General features: G+C 43.1%; 17 protein-coding genes and 1 pseudogene. 3 read left to right on the top strand and 15 right to left on the bottom strand.

The window, feature by feature from the left end; genetic code table 11:
• Positions 1-3: 3 nt before the first annotated feature.
• The 12 genes and pseudogenes from ACEN9X_RS01550 to ACEN9X_RS01495 all read right to left on the bottom strand — a co-directional run bounded on the left by ACEN9X_RS01550 (position 4) and on the right by ACEN9X_RS01495 (position 12,190).
• The gene (locus ACEN9X_RS01550) at positions 4-912 is read right to left on the bottom strand and encodes a WD40 repeat domain-containing protein (protein WP_413668730.1); all 909 of its coding nucleotides are present in this window, start codon (positions 910-912) and stop codon (positions 4-6) included.
• A 96-nt stretch (positions 913-1,008) separates the two neighbouring features.
• Positions 1,009-1,632 carry a bifunctional phosphoribosyl-AMP cyclohydrolase/phosphoribosyl-ATP diphosphatase HisIE gene (hisIE, locus tag ACEN9X_RS01545; protein ID WP_413668729.1) on the bottom strand — a complete coding sequence of 208 codons (624 nt, stop codon included), beginning with the start codon at positions 1,630-1,632 and terminating at the stop codon, positions 1,009-1,011.
• 145 nt (positions 1,633-1,777) lie between these two features.
• Positions 1,778-2,563 (bottom strand): imidazole glycerol phosphate synthase subunit HisF, encoded by a 786-nt coding sequence (gene hisF / locus ACEN9X_RS01540; protein ID WP_413671170.1) that lies wholly within the window; start codon positions 2,561-2,563, stop codon positions 1,778-1,780.
• A 9-nt stretch (positions 2,564-2,572) separates the two neighbouring features.
• Positions 2,573-2,917 (bottom strand): annotated as a pseudogene (locus ACEN9X_RS01535) (endonuclease domain-containing protein); the annotation flags it as partial.
• Between the two features lie 72 nt (positions 2,918-2,989).
• Positions 2,990-3,739 carry a 1-(5-phosphoribosyl)-5-[(5-phosphoribosylamino)methylideneamino] imidazole-4-carboxamide isomerase gene (locus ACEN9X_RS01530; RefSeq protein ID WP_121229718.1) on the bottom strand — a complete coding sequence of 250 codons (750 nt, stop codon included), beginning with the start codon at positions 3,737-3,739 and terminating at the stop codon, positions 2,990-2,992.
• Positions 3,740-3,744: 5 nt separating this feature from the next.
• Positions 3,745-4,413: an imidazole glycerol phosphate synthase subunit HisH gene (gene hisH / locus ACEN9X_RS01525; RefSeq protein WP_413668728.1), complete on the bottom strand. Its 669-nt coding sequence runs from the start codon at positions 4,411-4,413 to the stop codon at positions 3,745-3,747.
• 40 nt (positions 4,414-4,453) lie between these two features.
• Positions 4,454-5,593 (bottom strand): bifunctional histidinol-phosphatase/imidazoleglycerol-phosphate dehydratase HisB, encoded by a 1,140-nt coding sequence (gene hisB / locus ACEN9X_RS01520; RefSeq protein ID WP_413668727.1) that lies wholly within the window; start codon positions 5,591-5,593, stop codon positions 4,454-4,456.
• 45 nt (positions 5,594-5,638) lie between these two features.
• Positions 5,639-6,685 carry a histidinol-phosphate transaminase gene (gene hisC, locus ACEN9X_RS01515; protein WP_413668726.1) on the bottom strand — a complete coding sequence of 349 codons (1,047 nt, stop codon included), beginning with the start codon at positions 6,683-6,685 and terminating at the stop codon, positions 5,639-5,641.
• A 149-nt stretch (positions 6,686-6,834) separates the two neighbouring features.
• Positions 6,835-8,130, bottom strand: coding sequence for a histidinol dehydrogenase (gene hisD / locus ACEN9X_RS01510; RefSeq protein WP_413668725.1), 1,296 nt, complete (start codon positions 8,128-8,130; stop codon positions 6,835-6,837).
• An 89-nt stretch (positions 8,131-8,219) separates the two neighbouring features.
• Positions 8,220-9,071 (bottom strand): ATP phosphoribosyltransferase, encoded by an 852-nt coding sequence (gene hisG, locus ACEN9X_RS01505; RefSeq protein ID WP_413668724.1) that lies wholly within the window; start codon positions 9,069-9,071, stop codon positions 8,220-8,222.
• A gap of 936 nt (positions 9,072-10,007) precedes the next feature.
• Entirely contained in the window at positions 10,008-11,528 is a 1,521-nt protein-coding gene (locus ACEN9X_RS01500; protein ID WP_413668723.1) for a hypothetical protein, read from the bottom strand.
• Positions 11,529-11,698: 170 nt separating this feature from the next.
• On the bottom strand, positions 11,699-12,190 hold the full coding sequence (locus ACEN9X_RS01495; protein WP_091210646.1) for a D-glycero-alpha-D-manno-heptose-1,7-bisphosphate 7-phosphatase: 492 nt from the start codon (positions 12,188-12,190) through the stop codon (positions 11,699-11,701).
• Between the two features lie 755 nt (positions 12,191-12,945).
• On the opposite strand from ACEN9X_RS01495, the gene ACEN9X_RS01490 reads away from it, so the two are divergent.
• Positions 12,946-13,275 carry a YbjQ family protein gene (locus ACEN9X_RS01490; RefSeq protein ID WP_091210645.1) on the top strand — a complete coding sequence of 110 codons (330 nt, stop codon included), beginning with the start codon at positions 12,946-12,948 and terminating at the stop codon, positions 13,273-13,275.
• Between the two features lie 76 nt (positions 13,276-13,351).
• On the opposite strand, the gene ACEN9X_RS01485 is transcribed toward ACEN9X_RS01490, so the two are convergent.
• The 3 genes from ACEN9X_RS01485 to ACEN9X_RS01475 form a co-directional block, all read right to left on the bottom strand.
• On the bottom strand, positions 13,352-13,549 hold the full coding sequence (locus tag ACEN9X_RS01485) for a hypothetical protein (protein WP_091210644.1): 198 nt from the start codon (positions 13,547-13,549) through the stop codon (positions 13,352-13,354).
• Positions 13,550-13,592: 43 nt separating this feature from the next.
• A complete protein-coding gene (locus ACEN9X_RS01480; protein ID WP_413668722.1) occupies positions 13,593-14,078 on the bottom strand; it encodes a hypothetical protein in 486 nt (161 codons plus the stop codon).
• Between the two features lie 90 nt (positions 14,079-14,168).
• Positions 14,169-14,381, bottom strand: a complete 213-nt coding sequence (locus tag ACEN9X_RS01475) for a hypothetical protein (protein WP_413668721.1) — start codon at positions 14,379-14,381, stop codon at positions 14,169-14,171.
• A 576-nt stretch (positions 14,382-14,957) separates the two neighbouring features.
• Here ACEN9X_RS01475 and ACEN9X_RS01470 point away from each other — a divergent pair.
• Both ACEN9X_RS01470 and ACEN9X_RS01465 read left to right on the top strand, forming a co-directional pair.
• The gene (locus tag ACEN9X_RS01470) at positions 14,958-15,902 is read left to right on the top strand and encodes a hydroxypyruvate isomerase family protein (protein ID WP_413668720.1); all 945 of its coding nucleotides are present in this window, start codon (positions 14,958-14,960) and stop codon (positions 15,900-15,902) included.
• Positions 15,903-15,909: 7 nt separating this feature from the next.
• Positions 15,910-17,061, top strand: coding sequence for a M28 family metallopeptidase (locus ACEN9X_RS01465; protein WP_413668719.1), 1,152 nt, complete (start codon positions 15,910-15,912; stop codon positions 17,059-17,061).
• The last annotated feature ends 1 nt before the right edge of the window (position 17,062 follow it).

Raw genomic sequence — 17,062 nt, 5'->3', positions numbered from 1 at the left:
AAATTAAAATTTAATTTCCCAGTTGATGACAAGTTTATCATCACTTACCGAAAGTAGCTGATCTGTAGCTGCCCATGCTAATTTATTGATGGATAGCACATGGCCTGGGTAACCTTTTTCCCTGCTGATGTTTTTGTAAAGCTTGAAATCATCTGATCCCCAGATCTTGATACTTTTGTCCATACTGGCAGTAGCAAAATAGGGTAGGGTTGGGTGGAATGCGATATGGTTTACCGCGAATAAATGGGCGGGAATGTTTTTTACTTCATGATAGCTGCCGGTATCCCAAATTTTTACCTGGGCATCTCTTGAGCCGGAAGCGATGTAACTTCCGTCGGGGCTATAGGCGAGCGCAAACACCGCCATAGTGTGACCATGAAGCGCCTTTATAATCGTATAATCTTCAAGATCGTAAATAGCAATGTGATTATCGCGGCAACCGAATGCTACCTGTTTTTGATCGGGCGAAACTGCAATGCTACGAATTGTATCCTTTGATACCGTAATGCCATGCACCATTTCAAGCGTTTTAAGGCTCCATACGGATACAGTTCCATCCTCAGAAGCTATCAGCAGTTCGTCTTTTTTTATCGACGATTTGATGTCAAAAATGGCCTTTCGGTGATGCCGTAATGGTTTAAGTAGTTTTTGCTGGATAAAATCAAATACCAAAACCTCGCCGCTGCGCAATCCGGCAAACATTAAAGGGTAGCCCTGAGGGCAGTGAATAGCATAAATAGACGCATTAACAGGGAACATCACTTTAATGAACGAAAAATCTTTCAGCTCCCACTCAACCAAACCTTTGTCGTTGCCACCGGTAAACAATATTCCCGGCTTTTGCGATAGCTCAAGCGTAAATACCGGGTTGGCATGACCTGTAAGTTCGGCTGTTTTTTGTACGGTGATCATTTCTATAGTTCATGGTTGATGGTTCATAGTTCATAGCCGGAAAAAGAAGGTTATGACATTTAGCCATAAACCATGATCTATGAACCATGAACAAAATTATTTATGTCTCGATTCCAGGTTTTTGGCGATTGTTTCTAATGTTAAACCTTTTTCGCGGAGCAGTACCAGTAAATGAAAAACAAGATCTGACGATTCGTTGATCAGGTCGGTTTCTGTTTCGGCAAGGGCGGCTATAACGGTTTCAACGCCTTCTTCGCCAACTTTCTGGGCTATTTTATTAAGACCTTTATTACGGAGTTTGTTTACATACGATCCTGCAACCGGGTTAGCATACCTGTCGGCAATGATGTTTTCCAGTTCAAGGATGAAGTTTTGGTTAAACTCGGTATTGAAGCAGCTGCGTGAGCCTGTATGACAGGTTGCGCCATCGGCTTTTACTTTAATAAGCAGGGTATCGTTATCGCAGTCAATGCTGATGTTTTTTACATGCAGAAAATTGCTGCTGGTTTCACCTTTGGTCCAAAGGCGGTTTTTGGAACGGGAATAAAAAGTTACGATATTTTCCTGTACAGTTTTATCGTAAGCTTCCTGGTTCATATAGCCCAGCATTAAAACCTCTAAAGTCTGCTCGTCCTGTATGATTACGGGGACAAGTCCGCCGGTTTTTTCAAAATCTATGTTCATTTTCGTTTTCCTATTTCCTGGTTGCCGTGTCTTCACGGCGACTGTGTGGATATTATTGAATCCTTTCTGTCGCTGTTGTCATCAGTAGCTATCAGCATAGCTCGCCTGTATTGAACAACATGTTGTTGGTGACAACACCAACAACGGCGCTTAGGGAATCATACAAGTCCGTGCTTTTATTTCAAATTCTAACTTCTATCTTATTTTCCTGCAAAGCCCGCTTCAAATCAGGTATCAATATTTCACCATAGTGAAACACCGAAGCAGCCAGTGCAGCATCGACATTGGTTTTTTCAAATACATCAACAAAGTGCTCAACCTTACCAGCACCGCCCGAAGCTATTACCGGGATATGCACAGCGTCATTAACTGTTTTCAGCAGTCCATTATCAAAACCACCTTTGGTACCGTCATGATCCATTGAAGTTAACAGGATTTCACCAGCACCACGACTTTCAGCTTCCAGGATCCACTCCAATGTTTGGCGCTCGGTTGGCAACCTACCACCATTCAGGTGTACTACATTTTTATCGCCAATGCTGCGGGTATCAACAGCTACCACCACAAACTGAACACCGAAAGCAGCAGCCAGTTCATCAATCAGCTTAGGGTTACGCACCGCTGCCGAGTTAATAGAGATTTTATCAGCTCCGGCATTCAACAATGCATCAGCATCAGCGATTTCATTGATACCGCCGCCAATGGTGAAGGGGATATTGATTTGCCTTGCAACAGCTTTCACCAGTTCAACCATGGTTTTACGGCGTTCAACCGTCGCTGTGATGTCCAAAAACACCAGTTCGTCGGCGCCCTGGTTTGAGTAGTTCCAAGCAAGCTCAACCGGGTCGCCGGCATCGCGGAGGTCAACAAAGTTTACGCCTTTGACTGTACGGCCGTCTTTAACGTCAAGGCAGGGGATAATGCGCTTGGCTAACCCCCCCCGCCCCCTAAAGGGGGTGCTTTTGATTTGCGTATTAATTTGTTCCAATACTTTATTTAAGTTGTTGAAGACTTCTTCATTGGTAAATCTTAAAACAGTTAATCCCTGGCTTTCCAGGAAAACCTGTTTTTGAAGATCATTATTAATTACATCGGGAAGTTGGTGTATGCTTCCGTCCAATTCAATTACAAGTTTATACTTATGACAATAGAAATCAGCAACATAACTACCCAGCGGGTGTTGTTTTCTGAATTTTGTTCCCGAAAAAGCAACGTTCAACTGACTCCATAAAAATATTTCAGCGGGAGTCATATTGTATCTTAATGCTTTCGCGTTAGCAAATATTTCGGCGTTCGCATCAAGAAAGAGCTTTTTCTTCATATCTGAGTTTAATATTTCAATTCCGATATGCCTAAACTTGCATATCAGCACCCCCTTTAGGGGGCTGGGGGGTTATATCGATATCAGCGCGTCCAGATTCCAATGTTTCACATCCTCAATAGTGATGTGGCCTTCGTATATCGCTTTGCCTACTACTACCGACTCAACTTTTAAACGGTTTAGTTTTTCGATATCGCTCATTGAACTTACGCCACCTGATGCAATCAGTTTAATGAATGGAGAATGGTCAAGCAGTTTTTCGTATAGTTCAATACCTGCGCCGCCCAATTTGCCGTCCTTGTTAATATCGGTACAAAGGAAACGGAAGAAACCTAAGGCCAGGCATTTATCAACGTAATCCATCAGTTTGATAGGTGAGCTTTCCATCCAGCCAGAGTATTTGATCACCTCGTCAAGCACGTCGATAGCTACAACCACCTGATCCGAGCATTTATCTTTACCGCAAATCTCCTTGCTCAAATCTGGTAAAAAATCAGGGTTGGTAAGTGCCTGCGTACCAACAATAACGCGGTGAACACCAGCATCTATCAGCTCTTTCACTTTTTCGATGCTGCGAATACCGCCGCCATATTGCACCTTCATGTCGGTTTTACGAATTACATCAAACAGGTATTGCTGATTACTGAAATCGTTTTTTGCACCATTAAGGTCAATAATGTGGATGAAGTTGGTGCCGTTGCTTTGGTAGCGCTCTATCATTTCTTCAAGGGTAACATCGTATTCAGTTACCTGTGCGTAGTCGCCTTCACGAAGACGGACAACCTTCTTGTTCAAAATGTCAATGGCAGGAATAATGTACATATCCTTTATATTTTTGAGAAATTAGTTAACAATGTTTCGCCAAACACACCCGACTTTTCGGGGTGGAATTGTACGCCATAAAAATTATCAAGCCAAATTGATGCCGAAAATTGATTTCCGTAATCGGAGGCTAATAAAGTGTATGTTTTATCATACTCAATAAAGTATGAATGTACAAAGTAAAAATGTGAACCTGACGGTATATTTTCAAATAGCGGGTTTTCTTTTTCGGGGAAAACCCTGTTCCAACCCGTATGGGGTACCTTATGATCGGCGCTATCTTTAAACCTTAAAGTTTTAACCGGTATGATATCAAGTAGGTTCGAATCCCCTTCTTCAGAATAAGAAGTAAGCAGCTGCATGCCCACGCAGATACCCAATGTAGGTTTTTTCAAAGCTTTGATAAACGGCACAAGCCCGGTAGCTTTAAGTTTATTCATGGCCGCACCCGCATGGCCAACACCCGGAATGATGTAACGGTCATACTTATCAAAATCCTCTTCGCTGTTAATAAAGCCGTAGGGAATACCTAAGCGCTCTAAAGCGGCAGTAAGGGAAAATATGTTTCCGGCTCCGTATAGGATGATGCCGATGCCCCCCCCGCCCCCTGAAGGGGGTGCCTCTGCGAGGCTTTCCTTGTCTACTTTTTGTATATTTTGATCTGGTGTGTCCATTTTGTGCTTGTTACTCCCCCCTTTAGGGGGCCGGGGGGCTTTACAGCAGCCCCTTAGTGCTTGGTAAAACCATCTTATCTACATCACGTTTTACGGCCACTTTTATTGCCTTTGCAAAGGCTTTAAATATAGCTTCAATTTTGTGATGTTCGTTTTGCCCTTCTGCTTTTATATTCAGGTTACTTTTTGATGCATCGCTGAATGATTTGAAGAAATGATAAAACATTTCGGTTGGTACATCGCCCACTTTTTCGCGTTTAAAATCCGCGTCCCAAACTATCCAGTTACGACCACCAAAGTCAATAGCAGCTTGTGCCAGGCAGTCATCCATAGGCAGGCAAAAGCCATAACGCTCAATGCCCATTTTATTGCCTAATGCTGCGGCAAATACTTCGCCCATGGCAATACCCGTATCTTCAATGGTATGGTGCTCATCTATATGCAGATCCCCTTTGGCTGTAATTTCCAGGTCGATACTGCCGTGACGGGCAATTTGATCCAACATGTGGTCAAAAAAGTGTAAACCGGTTGAGATTTTAGCGTCGCCTTTACCGTCAAGGTTTATTTTGATATGGATATCGGTTTCCTTTGTGGCACGGCGATGTTCAAATACCCGCTGACCAAGTTTCAGAAACTCATAAATCTTTTGCCAGTCGGTAGATTCAAGGGCGATAACGTCATCAATATGATCTGCTTCGCTAAATTCACTTCCACCCAAATTGCTGTTGTTGTTAAGCCAGATGGCTTTTGCGCCAAGGTTTTTAGCCAGTAGCACATCGTTTTTACGGTCGCCGATGGTAAATGAGTTTTTCAGATCATATTTATCTGCATCCAAGTACTGCGTTAACAACGCTGTGCCTGGCTTGCGGGTAGGGGCGTTGTCACGTGCAAAAGTACGGTCAATGATCTGGTTGGCAAACTTCACGCCTTCACCTTCAAATGTTTGCAGTACGAAGTTGTGTACGGGCCAAAAAGTGTCTTCAGGATAAACTGAGGTACCCAAACCATCCTGGTTGGTCACCATTACCAGTTCAAAATCAAGTTCTTTGGCTATTTTTGGCAGATAGGTTAGCGCGCCGGGATAAAACTCCAGCTTCGCGAATGAATCAATCTGCTCATCGGCCGGTTCTTTGATCAGCGTGCCGTCGCGGTCAACGAATAATATTTTCTGTAGGCTCATTCTTTATAATTAGTGAATTAGCGAATTACTGAGTTAGTGATTTTTTTATTTAAAGTTTTGAAGCGCTTCGAGTAAAATAGTGTTCTCTTCTGGCGTACCTACGGTGATCCTCAAACAGCCCTCGCAAAGCTCAACTTTTGAACGGTTACGCACAATGATGCCCTGTTTTACCAGGTAATCGTAAATGCCGTTTGCGTTGGTGGTTTTTACAAGAATGAAGTTAGCATCGGATGGATAGATATCTACCACAAAATCAAATTCTTTCAGTTGTAAAACCAACCTGTCGCGTTGTGCAAGGGTTTCTTTAATCCATTCATTAACCTGACCAACATTGGCTAAAGCCGCTAAAGCCAGTTGCTGCGACGATTCGTTTACGTTATAAGGTGGTTTTACCTTGTTCATCACTTCAATGATCTCTTCGCTCGCAAAGGCCATGCCCACGCGTAAACCAGCCAGGCCCCATGCTTTGGAAAGGGTTTGCATTACCACAAGATTGGCACATTCGGTAAGCTCCTGGATAAATGATTTTTGACGGCTGAAGTTGATATAAGCCTCATCAACTACTACAATGCCTTTAAAGTTGGCGAGCAAGGTTTGAATATCATCGCGGTTGATGGAATTACCTGTCGGGTTGTTTGGCGAGCAGATAAAGATGAGCTTGGTGTTTTTGTCGATAGCCTCGGCAATGCCCTCTAAATTTAGCTGGTAATCTTCGGTAAGGTTTACCTTGCGGGCTTCGATATCGTTGATGTTTGCTGATACCTCGTACATGCCATAGGTAGGCGGTACCAGGATCACATTGTCAACGCCCGGGTTACAAAAGCTACGGAACAGGATATCAATAGCTTCATCGCTGCCGTTGCCAATAAAAATATTGCGCGGCGGTACACCTTTAATTTCGGTGATGCGTTTTTTCAGATCGTATTGTAAAGGATCAGGATAGCGGTTAAACTGCTGATCTAAAGGGGAGCCAAAGGCATTTTCATTGGCATCAAGGAAAACGCTTGCTTCGCCCTGGTACTCATCACGAGCTGATGAATAGGGCACAAGCCGTTTTATATTTTCTCTAAGAATATTATTTATGTCGAACATTTTTTAATCTTTTTTTACACCCGTCATTGCGGGGTACGAAGCAATCCCCGATAAGCAGAACTGCCCTGTATAGTTCGCGATTGCTTCGTACCTCGCAATGACGGTTTGGTTGATATTTTGCATTTTTTCGCCGGAGCCAAACTCCCCCTTTAGGGGGTTGGGGGGCTCATCCTCACACTCACGGCATTCCTGTGCGCATGCAAGCCTTCCAGTTCGGCCAAAACTTCAACTGTTGGTCCGATGTTTTGGATTCCTTCACGGCTGATATGCTGAAACGTGATCTTCTTCACAAACGAATCAACCGATACGCCTGAATAGGCCCTTGCATAACTGCTGGTTGGCAAAGTATGGTTGGTGCCTGATGCATAATCTCCTGCGCTTTCAGGGGTTAGGTTTCCTAAAAATACCGAACCTGCATTGATGATACTGCCGGTGATCTGTTCCCAGCTATGAGTAGCCAGTATCAGGTGCTCCGGCGCGTATTGATTGCTGAAAGCCATGGCCTCGCTTAAGCTACTGGTGATCACTACGTACGAGTTATCGATGGCCAGTTTGGCTATTTCGGCACGGGGCAATACGGGCAGTTGTTTTTCAACTTCGGCAATGGCTTTTTGAGCAATATCGGCAGAAGTACAAACTAATACCGCCTGGCTGTCGATACCGTGCTCGGCCTGGGCCAGCAGATCGGCAGCGATATAGGCCGGGATTGCGGTTTCATCTGCAATGACCAATACTTCCGACGGACCAGCGGGCATATCAATGGCCGTTGTAGTAGTTGACTGGATGATGGTTTTTGCTTTGGTTACAAACTGATTACCCGGCCCAAAGATCTTATCAACCTTAGGGATGCTGGCAGTTCCATAAGCCATGGCGGCGACAGCCTGCGAACCACCTGCAAGGTAAATCTTATCGATCCCAAGCATTAGCGCCACATAAGCTATAAAGGCATTTACTTTGCCGTTTTTTTGCGGGGGCGAGCAAACTACTATTTCATGACAACCTGCAATACGGGCCGGGATACCCAGCATCAAAAACGTACTTGGCAATACAGCCGAACCTCCGGGAATATACAATCCAACTTTTTCAATTGGTCGTAGTTCGCGCCAGCAGGTTACGCCGGGCATGGTTTCAACCTTGTCCTCGGTTTTTAACTGTGTTTGATGAAACTTGTATATGTTGCTGTAGGCCGTTTCCAATGCCGCTTTTTGATCGGCAGATATTGCTTTGGCAATTTCTTCCAGTTCGGCTTTATCAAGATAAAGTTTGTTCAGCTCTACCTTGTCGAACTTCAATGCATAATCAAATAAAGCGCTGTCACCATGCTGCTGCACGTTGGCAATCACATCCTCAACAATTGTCCTGATCTCATTTGCCGGATCAACATTGCGCTGAACCAGTTTCTGGATTTCAGTGGATGAAAGTTCTGAATAATTGTATGTCTTCATTTGCCCCCCAGCCCCCTAAAGGGGGAGTTAATGTCCTGTATTTTGATTGCCCTCCGTTACTCCCCCTTTAGGGGGCCGGGGGGCGTGGCTTACAAAATGATCTTCTCAATAGGCATTACCACAATGCCTTGTGCACCAGCCTGTTTGAGCTGGCTTATGCGGTCCCAGAAATCGCGCTCGGGGATCACGGTGTGTACAGCAACCCAACCTTCTTCGGCCAATGGCACTACCGACGGACTTTTTACACCTGGTAGTAAAGCAATAACAGCGTCAAGGTTCTTTTTTTCAACGTTAAGCACTACATATTTAGTCTCTTTAGCGCGTAAAACAGATTGGATACGCTGGATCAGCTCTAATACAAGGTCGCTTTCGGCAACGGCCTTGCTGCCAATCAGCACCGCTTCTGATGACATTACATCGGCAAAGGGTTTCAGTCCGTTGCTTTTTAGCGTACCACCGGTTGATACCAAATCGCAAATGGCGTCGCTAAGGCCTAAACCCGGTGAAATTTCAACCGAACCGGAAATGGTGCGGATATCTGAAGTAATATTTTGTTGTTTTAAAAACTTGCCTAAAATGGCAGGGTAGGTGGTAGCAATTGCTTTGCCGTGTAAATCGGCAAGGGAATTGATATCGCTGTTGTTTGGTACAGCTATTTTGAGTGAGCATTTACCAAAGCCCAAACGTTGCAGGTAGCTTACTTCAACTTCGGTTTCCTGGATCACGTTTTCGCCTACGATACCTAAATCGGCAATGCCGTCCTGTACATACTCAGGGATATCGTCATCGCGAAGGAAAAGGATTTCTAAAGGGAAATTGGATACCGGAGAGATAAGCGAGCTTTTGTAGTTTTCAAAGTTTAAGCCGCAATTTTTTAATAATTCAACAGATTTTTCGTTGAGCCTACCCGATTTTTGGATAGCTATTTTAAGTGTTTTCAAAAGATTGAATTTAAGAGACTATGATAAAAAAGAATATAAACGGAGGTTGTTATTTCGCGTAGAAACATACATATTAGCTGATCACCACATGGTGGTGATGCAGATGAAGATGATGTAGTGCGATACCGTTCATTTTTTATATAGTAAAACTATAGATTAGCGGTGCAAATATAGACAGATGTTTTTTAAATCAAAATTTAAAGTAAAAAAGTGTGCCGGTATGTGAAATTTTCAAGAAGTTTCATGGTTTTTCAGGTGAGTTATTAGAATTTAATTTTGTCATCAACAACGGCGGAGACCGCAATGGCAGGGGGTTAACAGGGTTAACATAAAATTGAGTATTTTTGAGTTAACTAGATGATAATTAGTAACTTAGTTTGAAATTGATGTTAACCCCCAAAAATGTTAAAATATTCAGTTTGTAGTTGGTTTTTTGCCGTTGTTGGTGTTGTAACCACAAGTGTTCGGAAGATGAAAAAAAGTAGGGGATTGTGCGATTCCTTCCCCTGGGAGGGTGTATGGAGGGGTTTCGACGGCAGGCTTATCTGCTTTAACGGCGCATAAACCCCTCCTGCCACTACATAAGTCTGCCGCACCTCTCCCCAAGGAGGGAATTAAAAAATCTTCCGAACACCTATGGTGTTGTCACCAACAACTTACGCCTGCATAATGGCCTTGTTAATTCCTGACAACATCAACAATGGCAGGAGGATATTTTTGATTCGTTTATAATATGGGCGTTCCCGTTAGCTAACGGGCCGGGCTTTCCGTTACAAGTCCTCGTGTTTCCTGTGCACAATCCTAACGCCCGCTCCGGGCTTTACACTACAATCTAACGCGGCCCCTACACAGGCCTAAAAAGCATGAATATATGCTAACTTGCTGCGATAAGGAGCCGCGTTCATTCAATTCACGATAATCCTAAAATCCTATAAATCACGGTTCAGACACATACTCATAAATCGCCCCTTCTTCGCCAAAATCCTTGATCTTTTTGAGGTTTTTAACTTTTTGAATATCCTTTAGGTTAATGAGTTCGGGGTTTTCAAGTACATTAAACCAAATGAGGTAATAGTGTTTAACCTTGTAAAACTTATCAATATCCTTAGTGAAAAAGCGATGCGGTACCAGGTACGATGACATGCCCGAGAAGAAGTAGACCGCCTCGTGCGCATCGGTATAGATCTTGATGCCGGGTTTAAACAAACTGTGATCTGTGCCCCTTAAGTAGGCAGCAAATTCCGAATCTATCCAGCTTTCGTCGGTATAGCCTGGGTTGCCGTATTCATCGGCTACCTGGTCGTTGTAGCGGGCTTTATTTATCAAAAATTCGCTAGTGATGAAGCCCAGCATTAATATCACCATTATGGTTCCAACAATACGCCGTGTAGTAGTATTGTTTAACTTTTTAAGCAGTAACAGGGCCCAACTGGTATATCCCCATAAAGCCGAAATGTATAATGGCGATAACAGGCGGTGATTGATCCGTTCATACCTTGAAAAGGTAGATGAGAGCACTATAAATGCTCCGTAAACCAGTGCAAAGGTAATGGCCAGGTTTTCAAAGCTATCCAGCTTGCGGCGGTAATAATTAAATGCCAGGGCGGCAATGAAGCCCAGGAAAATAATAATGGCCAAAGCCGTAGCGGCCCAGTATTGATTTGGACTGAGGCCCATCCAATCGCACATCACAGTACCGAAGTAGTACAGGTTTTTACTGAATGGAGTGATGGACGGCTCCCGCGGACCGGTTGTTGTACCTGTTACAAAAGCATTGAAAACAAGGTTGGTCACCAGTAGCGAGATACAAATTAGCCCGTAAACGATGATATGGGTAATCTTCTTTTTAAGGGGCAATACCCTGTCTAATAGCAAAAGTAAACCGCCTGTACCTACGATGGTAACAGCCGCATAGCGTGTAATACAGCTTACGGCAGCGATAACGGCTGCTACTATAAGCGCTTTAAGTGTATGCTTTAAAAGATATTCGCGGAAAGCAACCAAAAAAAACAGGATCTCAAGAATGAACAGCGTCTCGGACCATAAGTATGAATATACCTGTAATAGTGGCGGGCTCAGGATAATTGCCGCCAGCATTAGCCACTTATAAATTCTTGAGGCAGGTACAAAGTGCTCCATGATCCAGCCGCTGGTGAGGATAAGCGTGGCGAACATAATGCCGTTCAACACCGCGCCAAACTTAACCGGATCTATTTGCGTGATGAACGAAATAATGCCAAGATAAATGGGATAAAATACCGGGAAATCAACAATGGGCACATGGTTAAAGGTTAGCAAAGTGCCGTGCCCTTTAAAACTCCTTGCTGCGCTGGTATACATAATACTATCCGGCGAAATCCCCACGCCACTGTACCTGAAAAACAAGCTTAATATAAACCAGCCGATAAGGGCGGCAATAACAGCATCAAGGTTTTTTAAGTAGCGGCTTTTTTGCATAGGATAATATAAATATTGGTAAAAAGCAGGAGAGAAGAAAATGTTTTAAGGAAAGGGCTTTATTTTTATGTCATTGCGAGGAGGAACGACGAAGCAATCGCATGCTATACCGGGCAGTTATGCCTCCGTGCGGTTGCCACGCTTCGCTCGCAATGACATGTTTTTTTGCCTTACGCAATCTGATCAAGTACCGTGCTTATAGGCTGATCACTGTCGATCAGGATGCCTTTTACACCAGCAGCAGTTCCGGCTTCAACGTCGCGTTCACGATCGCCTATGAAATATGATTTTGATGGGTCGATGTTGTATTTGGCTATGCCCTGAAGCAACAAGCCTGGTTTTGGTTTACGGCAATCACAATCGCCGGTAAAGTTGGGGTGATGCGGGCAGTAAAAAAAGTCGGTGAGTTCAACGCCATGTTCGTGATAAACCTGTTTTAGATGGTTGTGCATTTTTGCCAGTTCCTCTTCGGTGTACCATCCTTTGGCTAAGCCGCCCTGGTTTGTAGCAATAAGCAGCATATAACCACGGTCTTGCAGGGTTTTAAGGGCATCAAAGTTATCAAGTACATGAAAATCCTCAAAACGGCGCACGTAATCGCCCATTTCCTGGTTTAACACACCATCACGATCTAAAAAAACAGCTTTAACTTTATCTGGCATTGATTTTAAATTTTCGGCAAAGGTACGTTTTTTTAGTTCATGGTTGATGGTTCATAGATCGTAGTTAACGATTGGTGATTGGTAGTTGGTTTATGAGGTGGCTTTATAGTAGTGGTGGTAGAAAGATGAGTGAATAAAGCAATCTGATGAATCCGTTAATCCTATAAATCTTGGTTCAGAAAAAGCGTTAGGGATAGTAGCGGATACCGGCCAATGTGATTAAGTTAAGAGTTTTAGAGGCTGCACCAGAGGTGCAAAAGGTTTGTAGAAATAGAAATGAATTGGATTTTTAGTGTGCCAGAGGTACACAACTCCGATGTTCCGTACCTCTGGCACGGTTATTTTCGGTATATTATGTGCTACAAACCTGTTCCCCCTTTGGGGGATTTTCTTAACTTAATGACATTGGGATACCGGCCCTGAGCGTAATGCCTGCAGGCGTATGAGCGGATAGCCCGGGCCGCAGGTAACGCCATTATTGATTTCGAATATCGGATTTTCGATTTCGGATTTTTTTCTGAACCGTAATTAAACGAATTATAGGAATTAATTGAATTTTAAAATTCTGTCCATTAATTAAATTCGTTTAATTCGAGTTCAGACAAATGAACCGAGCAAAGCAACTAATCTCTAACCTCAAATCACTAATCGACTAATCTCAAAAAATAAAAACAGTCAATTACGTAATATCGTTAACCATACTGCATCTAAATAAAAAATGGCCGGTTAAAGCTGGCTAACAAACTTAAACTAAAATGGATACATCACTTATTACTACCAGCACAGCCTTAGATGGCTACAGGGTTACCAGGCATTTAGGCGTTGTACGTGGTATTACGGTACGTAGCCGAAGTGCGTTGGGTAACATTGCAGGCGGTTTTCAATCGCTGTTTGGCGGCAGGCTTTCAATTTATGTTGAACTGTGCGAAAATGCCCGTGAAGAGGCTTATCAATTGCTGATTCAGCATGCTCAGGCAATTGGTGCCAATGCTATCATAAACATGCGTTACGATGCAAACGAGGTAATGCAGGGCATTACCGAAGTACTTGCTTACGGTACAGCTGTCGTAGTTGAAAAGGTTTAATAAAAAACAGAAAAACCGCCCCGATGTGGTTTTCGGAGCGGTTTTTCTGTTATGCCTTACATGGCTATATAATAGCCTACTTAAAATATGAAAGCGGGATTGTTTTCCACATACCATGAGCGAGGTGACCTATCAGCAGCTCGTATATGAGGTAAACCGGCCAAAATATGTAATGGATAATCAATAAAATTATGCTGTGGTTATAGTACCAGCTTATCATTAAGGTATATAAACCCAATACAAGGTACAGTATGCTGGTTTCGCGCTTTTCCATTTTTGGCTTTTTATTTTTAGCTAATTTATAAATAGCGTTTAAATTAACGGCAATTTTTCATGCTGTAAATTACGGTATAATCGGCAGCGCTGTTGGTTTGCTGTTTGCCGGTTTTTGCATCGTATTGATAAGGTTTTTGTGCAAGTTTGTTGCCCCTTAACTGAAAATCGACACTTAGCGTATCGGTACTGCCTTCCTGAACGTAAGTCCATAAGGCTTTGATAACATTGCCGTTTAAATTACCCATCAATGTGCCTTTGCGGGCATCTTTTTCTTTAGGCAACCAATCCATATCGCCGGTAACCTTGTTGCCGTTGATGTGCAGGTTTACTTTTGTAGTATCCTGGCTGGCGCTCCCTTCGGTAGTATAGAAGCAATACTCCATATTTACAGCCGGAGCATCGGGAGCATTTGCCATGGCGGTGTCTTCCTTTTTAATTGCCGTATCGGCATCATTTGTTGAACGATTGCCCGAGCAAGAGGCAACCGTTACTGCGATAAGGGAAACATAGCCTAATTGAAATTTCATAACTGTGGTTGATTTTTTGTTATGACAATTAAAATACTAAAAGGTTCAATCACTAAAAGCAATAGCCACTAAATAGTTACAATGTAACTATTAAATATTCGTTGAGCCTGACTGTGCCATTTTTTTTTCGGGCGGGGTTGATACAATTTCGCCAAATTCATTTACATAGGCCAGCATGCTTTCAAGGTCGCTACTGCCTGCGTTTTGTTTGCGTTCCTGTTTACGTTGTTCTTTATCTTCCTTTTTTTTCTGGCGATTTTTTTCCAGTTGTTTTTTCATGAATGTTGCTTGCGATTTAGCCATAATTATGATTAATTAAGTTAAATAATAGCTATTCCGTATAGCAATAAAAAGGCCGGGCCAGGCGATAAATACCTGTTTCAGTGAGCGTAAAAATGATCTTTAAGTTAAGTTCCGGGCAGCAACGGTATCAGCAGGGAATAAAACAGATCAGCATCAAAATAGCTGGGTGCAGTAAGCTGGAATAGCTTTGAAATTTTGCCGTTTATACACAAAGGATAACAAAAATAGCCGGATTTTCAACCATTCCTGTTATAGGATAGTGAGAAAGCACTTTAAAGCGGACAGATAAATCAGAAGGCGATAAATGAAAAATTTTTACACTAATTTTTGCGAATTAATCGAATTGCACGAATATAACTACTACACGATTTGTGAAACTCGATTAATTGTGTGCCATAGGGTAGATATTCGTGTTGAAAATTTCTCTAAGTAAATTGATGGACTAATCAATTGATTTGATTACCAGGCGTCATGGCTTGTGTAGTTAGATGTAATTGCTGGAGATAGTTCATTATTTGCATACTGTTTATTCATCAATCCTTTTAACTTTAGCCCGCAAACCAATCAACAATCCTCATGAAACGCAGAAACTTTGTTCAAAGCTCGGTGCTGGCCGGAGCTTCGTTATTTACAACAGGCATTTTAAAAGCCTCCACGCTTTCAGGCTGTGCCGAACCTGCTGGCGAAGCAAATGTGATTGCCGGCGATAAACCTTTTAACCTTAACTACGGCATTCATGATGGCATGTTTAAAAGCCATGCCGGCGAAGATTTCATTGACCAGATAAAATTTGCTTACGATAAAGGTTTCCGCGCTATCGAGGATAACGGCATGAGCGGCCGGCCAGTTGAACAGCAAAAAAAGATAGGTGATACACTGGCGAAGCTGGGCATGGCAATGGGCGTTTTTGTGCAGCCCAGCTTGGGTAATGACAGCAACATGCTGGCAACCGGCAATGCCGACCAGGTCGAAAAGTTTATTGCTTCATGTAAAGAGGCTGTTGAGGTAGCTAAACGGATTGGCAGTAAGCTGGTTACCGTTGTTCCCGGAGATTTTGCACGCAAACTGCCCATTGGTGTACAAACCGGTAATGTAATTGAAGCCATTAAAAAAGGTACTGCCATATTGGAGCCACATGGTGTAATTATGGTTTTGGAGCCACTGAGTGATAACCCCGATTTGTTTTTACGCACGCCCGATCAGGCTTATGCCATTTGTAAGGCCGTTGGGAGCCCCTCATGCAAGATCCTGTATGATATGTATCACGTGCAGCGCAACCAGGGAAACATTATTCCAACGCTTGATTTGGTTTACGATGAGATAGGTTATTACCAGATAGGGGATAACCCTGGCCGTAAAGAACCCGGTACCGGCGAGGTAAATTATAAAAACATATTCAAGCACATTTATAATAAAGGCTATAAAGGCGTAATGGGTATGGAGCACGGAACAGCCGGGGCAGGAAAAGAAGGCGAGCTTGCGTTGATCAAAGCTTACAGAGAGGCTGACAGCTTTATTTAGGAAGTTAATGAAATTTAGACTTGCCATTGCATTCCTTTTTATTTCGAATACGCTTTTAGCGCAGGATGCCCTTTTTGCCCGTAAAATGGTTGATACGCTTACGTCGCCTTACTTCTGGGGGCGTGGTTATACTAAAGACGGTGTTCATAAAGCGGCTGATTTTTTATCGGCTCAACTAAAGCATTACGGTGTAAAACCCATGGACGGCAAAAATTACCTGCAAGAGTTTAGCTACCCGGTTAATACTTTTCCCGGCAAAATGGAGGTGGCCGTAAATGGTTTGCAGCTAAGACCCGGCAAGGATTTTATTGTGTCGCCCGATAGCCGTGGGGTTACAGGTACAGGACAGCTGGTTAAAAAGGATAGTACCCACTTTATCGACCAGCAAAATCGTATTGTTTTATCGCTGGAGGATAAGCTTACCTGGTCGGCAGAAGGGCAGGTTTTAGATTATACCGTGATCCAGGTTGACAAAAAAGCGCTAAAAGAAACTCCGGTAACGCTTAACGTATCAATTGAAAATAAGCTGGTCCCCGATTTTAAAACAGCTAATATTTGCGGTATAGTAAAAGGCACAGCCAAACCCGATTCCGTTATCGTGATCACCGCCCATTATGACCATTTAGGCGGAATGGGTGATAAAACTTATTTTCCAGGTGCTAATGACAATGCCAGCGGAATTTCCGAATTGATGGGGCTTGCCAGGTATTACGCTAAACATCCGCTGCCTTACAGCGTGGCTTTCATTTGTTTTTCAGGAGAGGAAGCCGGTTTATTGGGTTCCAAATATTTTACGCAAAACCCGGTTATTCCGCTTAAAAACATCCGCTTTCTCATTAATCTCGATCTTAACGGGACGGGCATTGATGGTATAACCATTGTAAATGCCTCTGTTTATCCAAAAGAGTTTGCTGTGATGCAGCAGATCAACAAGGAAAATAATTACTTTGTGAAAGTAGCCTCCCGCGGTAAGGCAGCCAACAGTGATCATTACTTTTTTACTGAACAGGGTGTCCCCGCGTTTTTTATTTATACTATGGGTGGAATAAAAGCTTATCACGATGTTTTTGACATCAGTGCCACACTGCCACTCAATAAATACACCGATCTTTTTAACCTGATAGTCAAATTTAACGGTAGACTTGCCGGCTTCCGGTAAT

The sequence above is a fragment of the Mucilaginibacter sp. Mucisp86 genome, assembly GCF_047324315.1.
Lineage (GTDB): Bacteria > Bacteroidota > Bacteroidia > Sphingobacteriales > Sphingobacteriaceae > Mucilaginibacter.
Note: the sequence above shows the minus strand (reverse complement) of the source record. Positions and strands in the feature narration are given on the sequence as shown.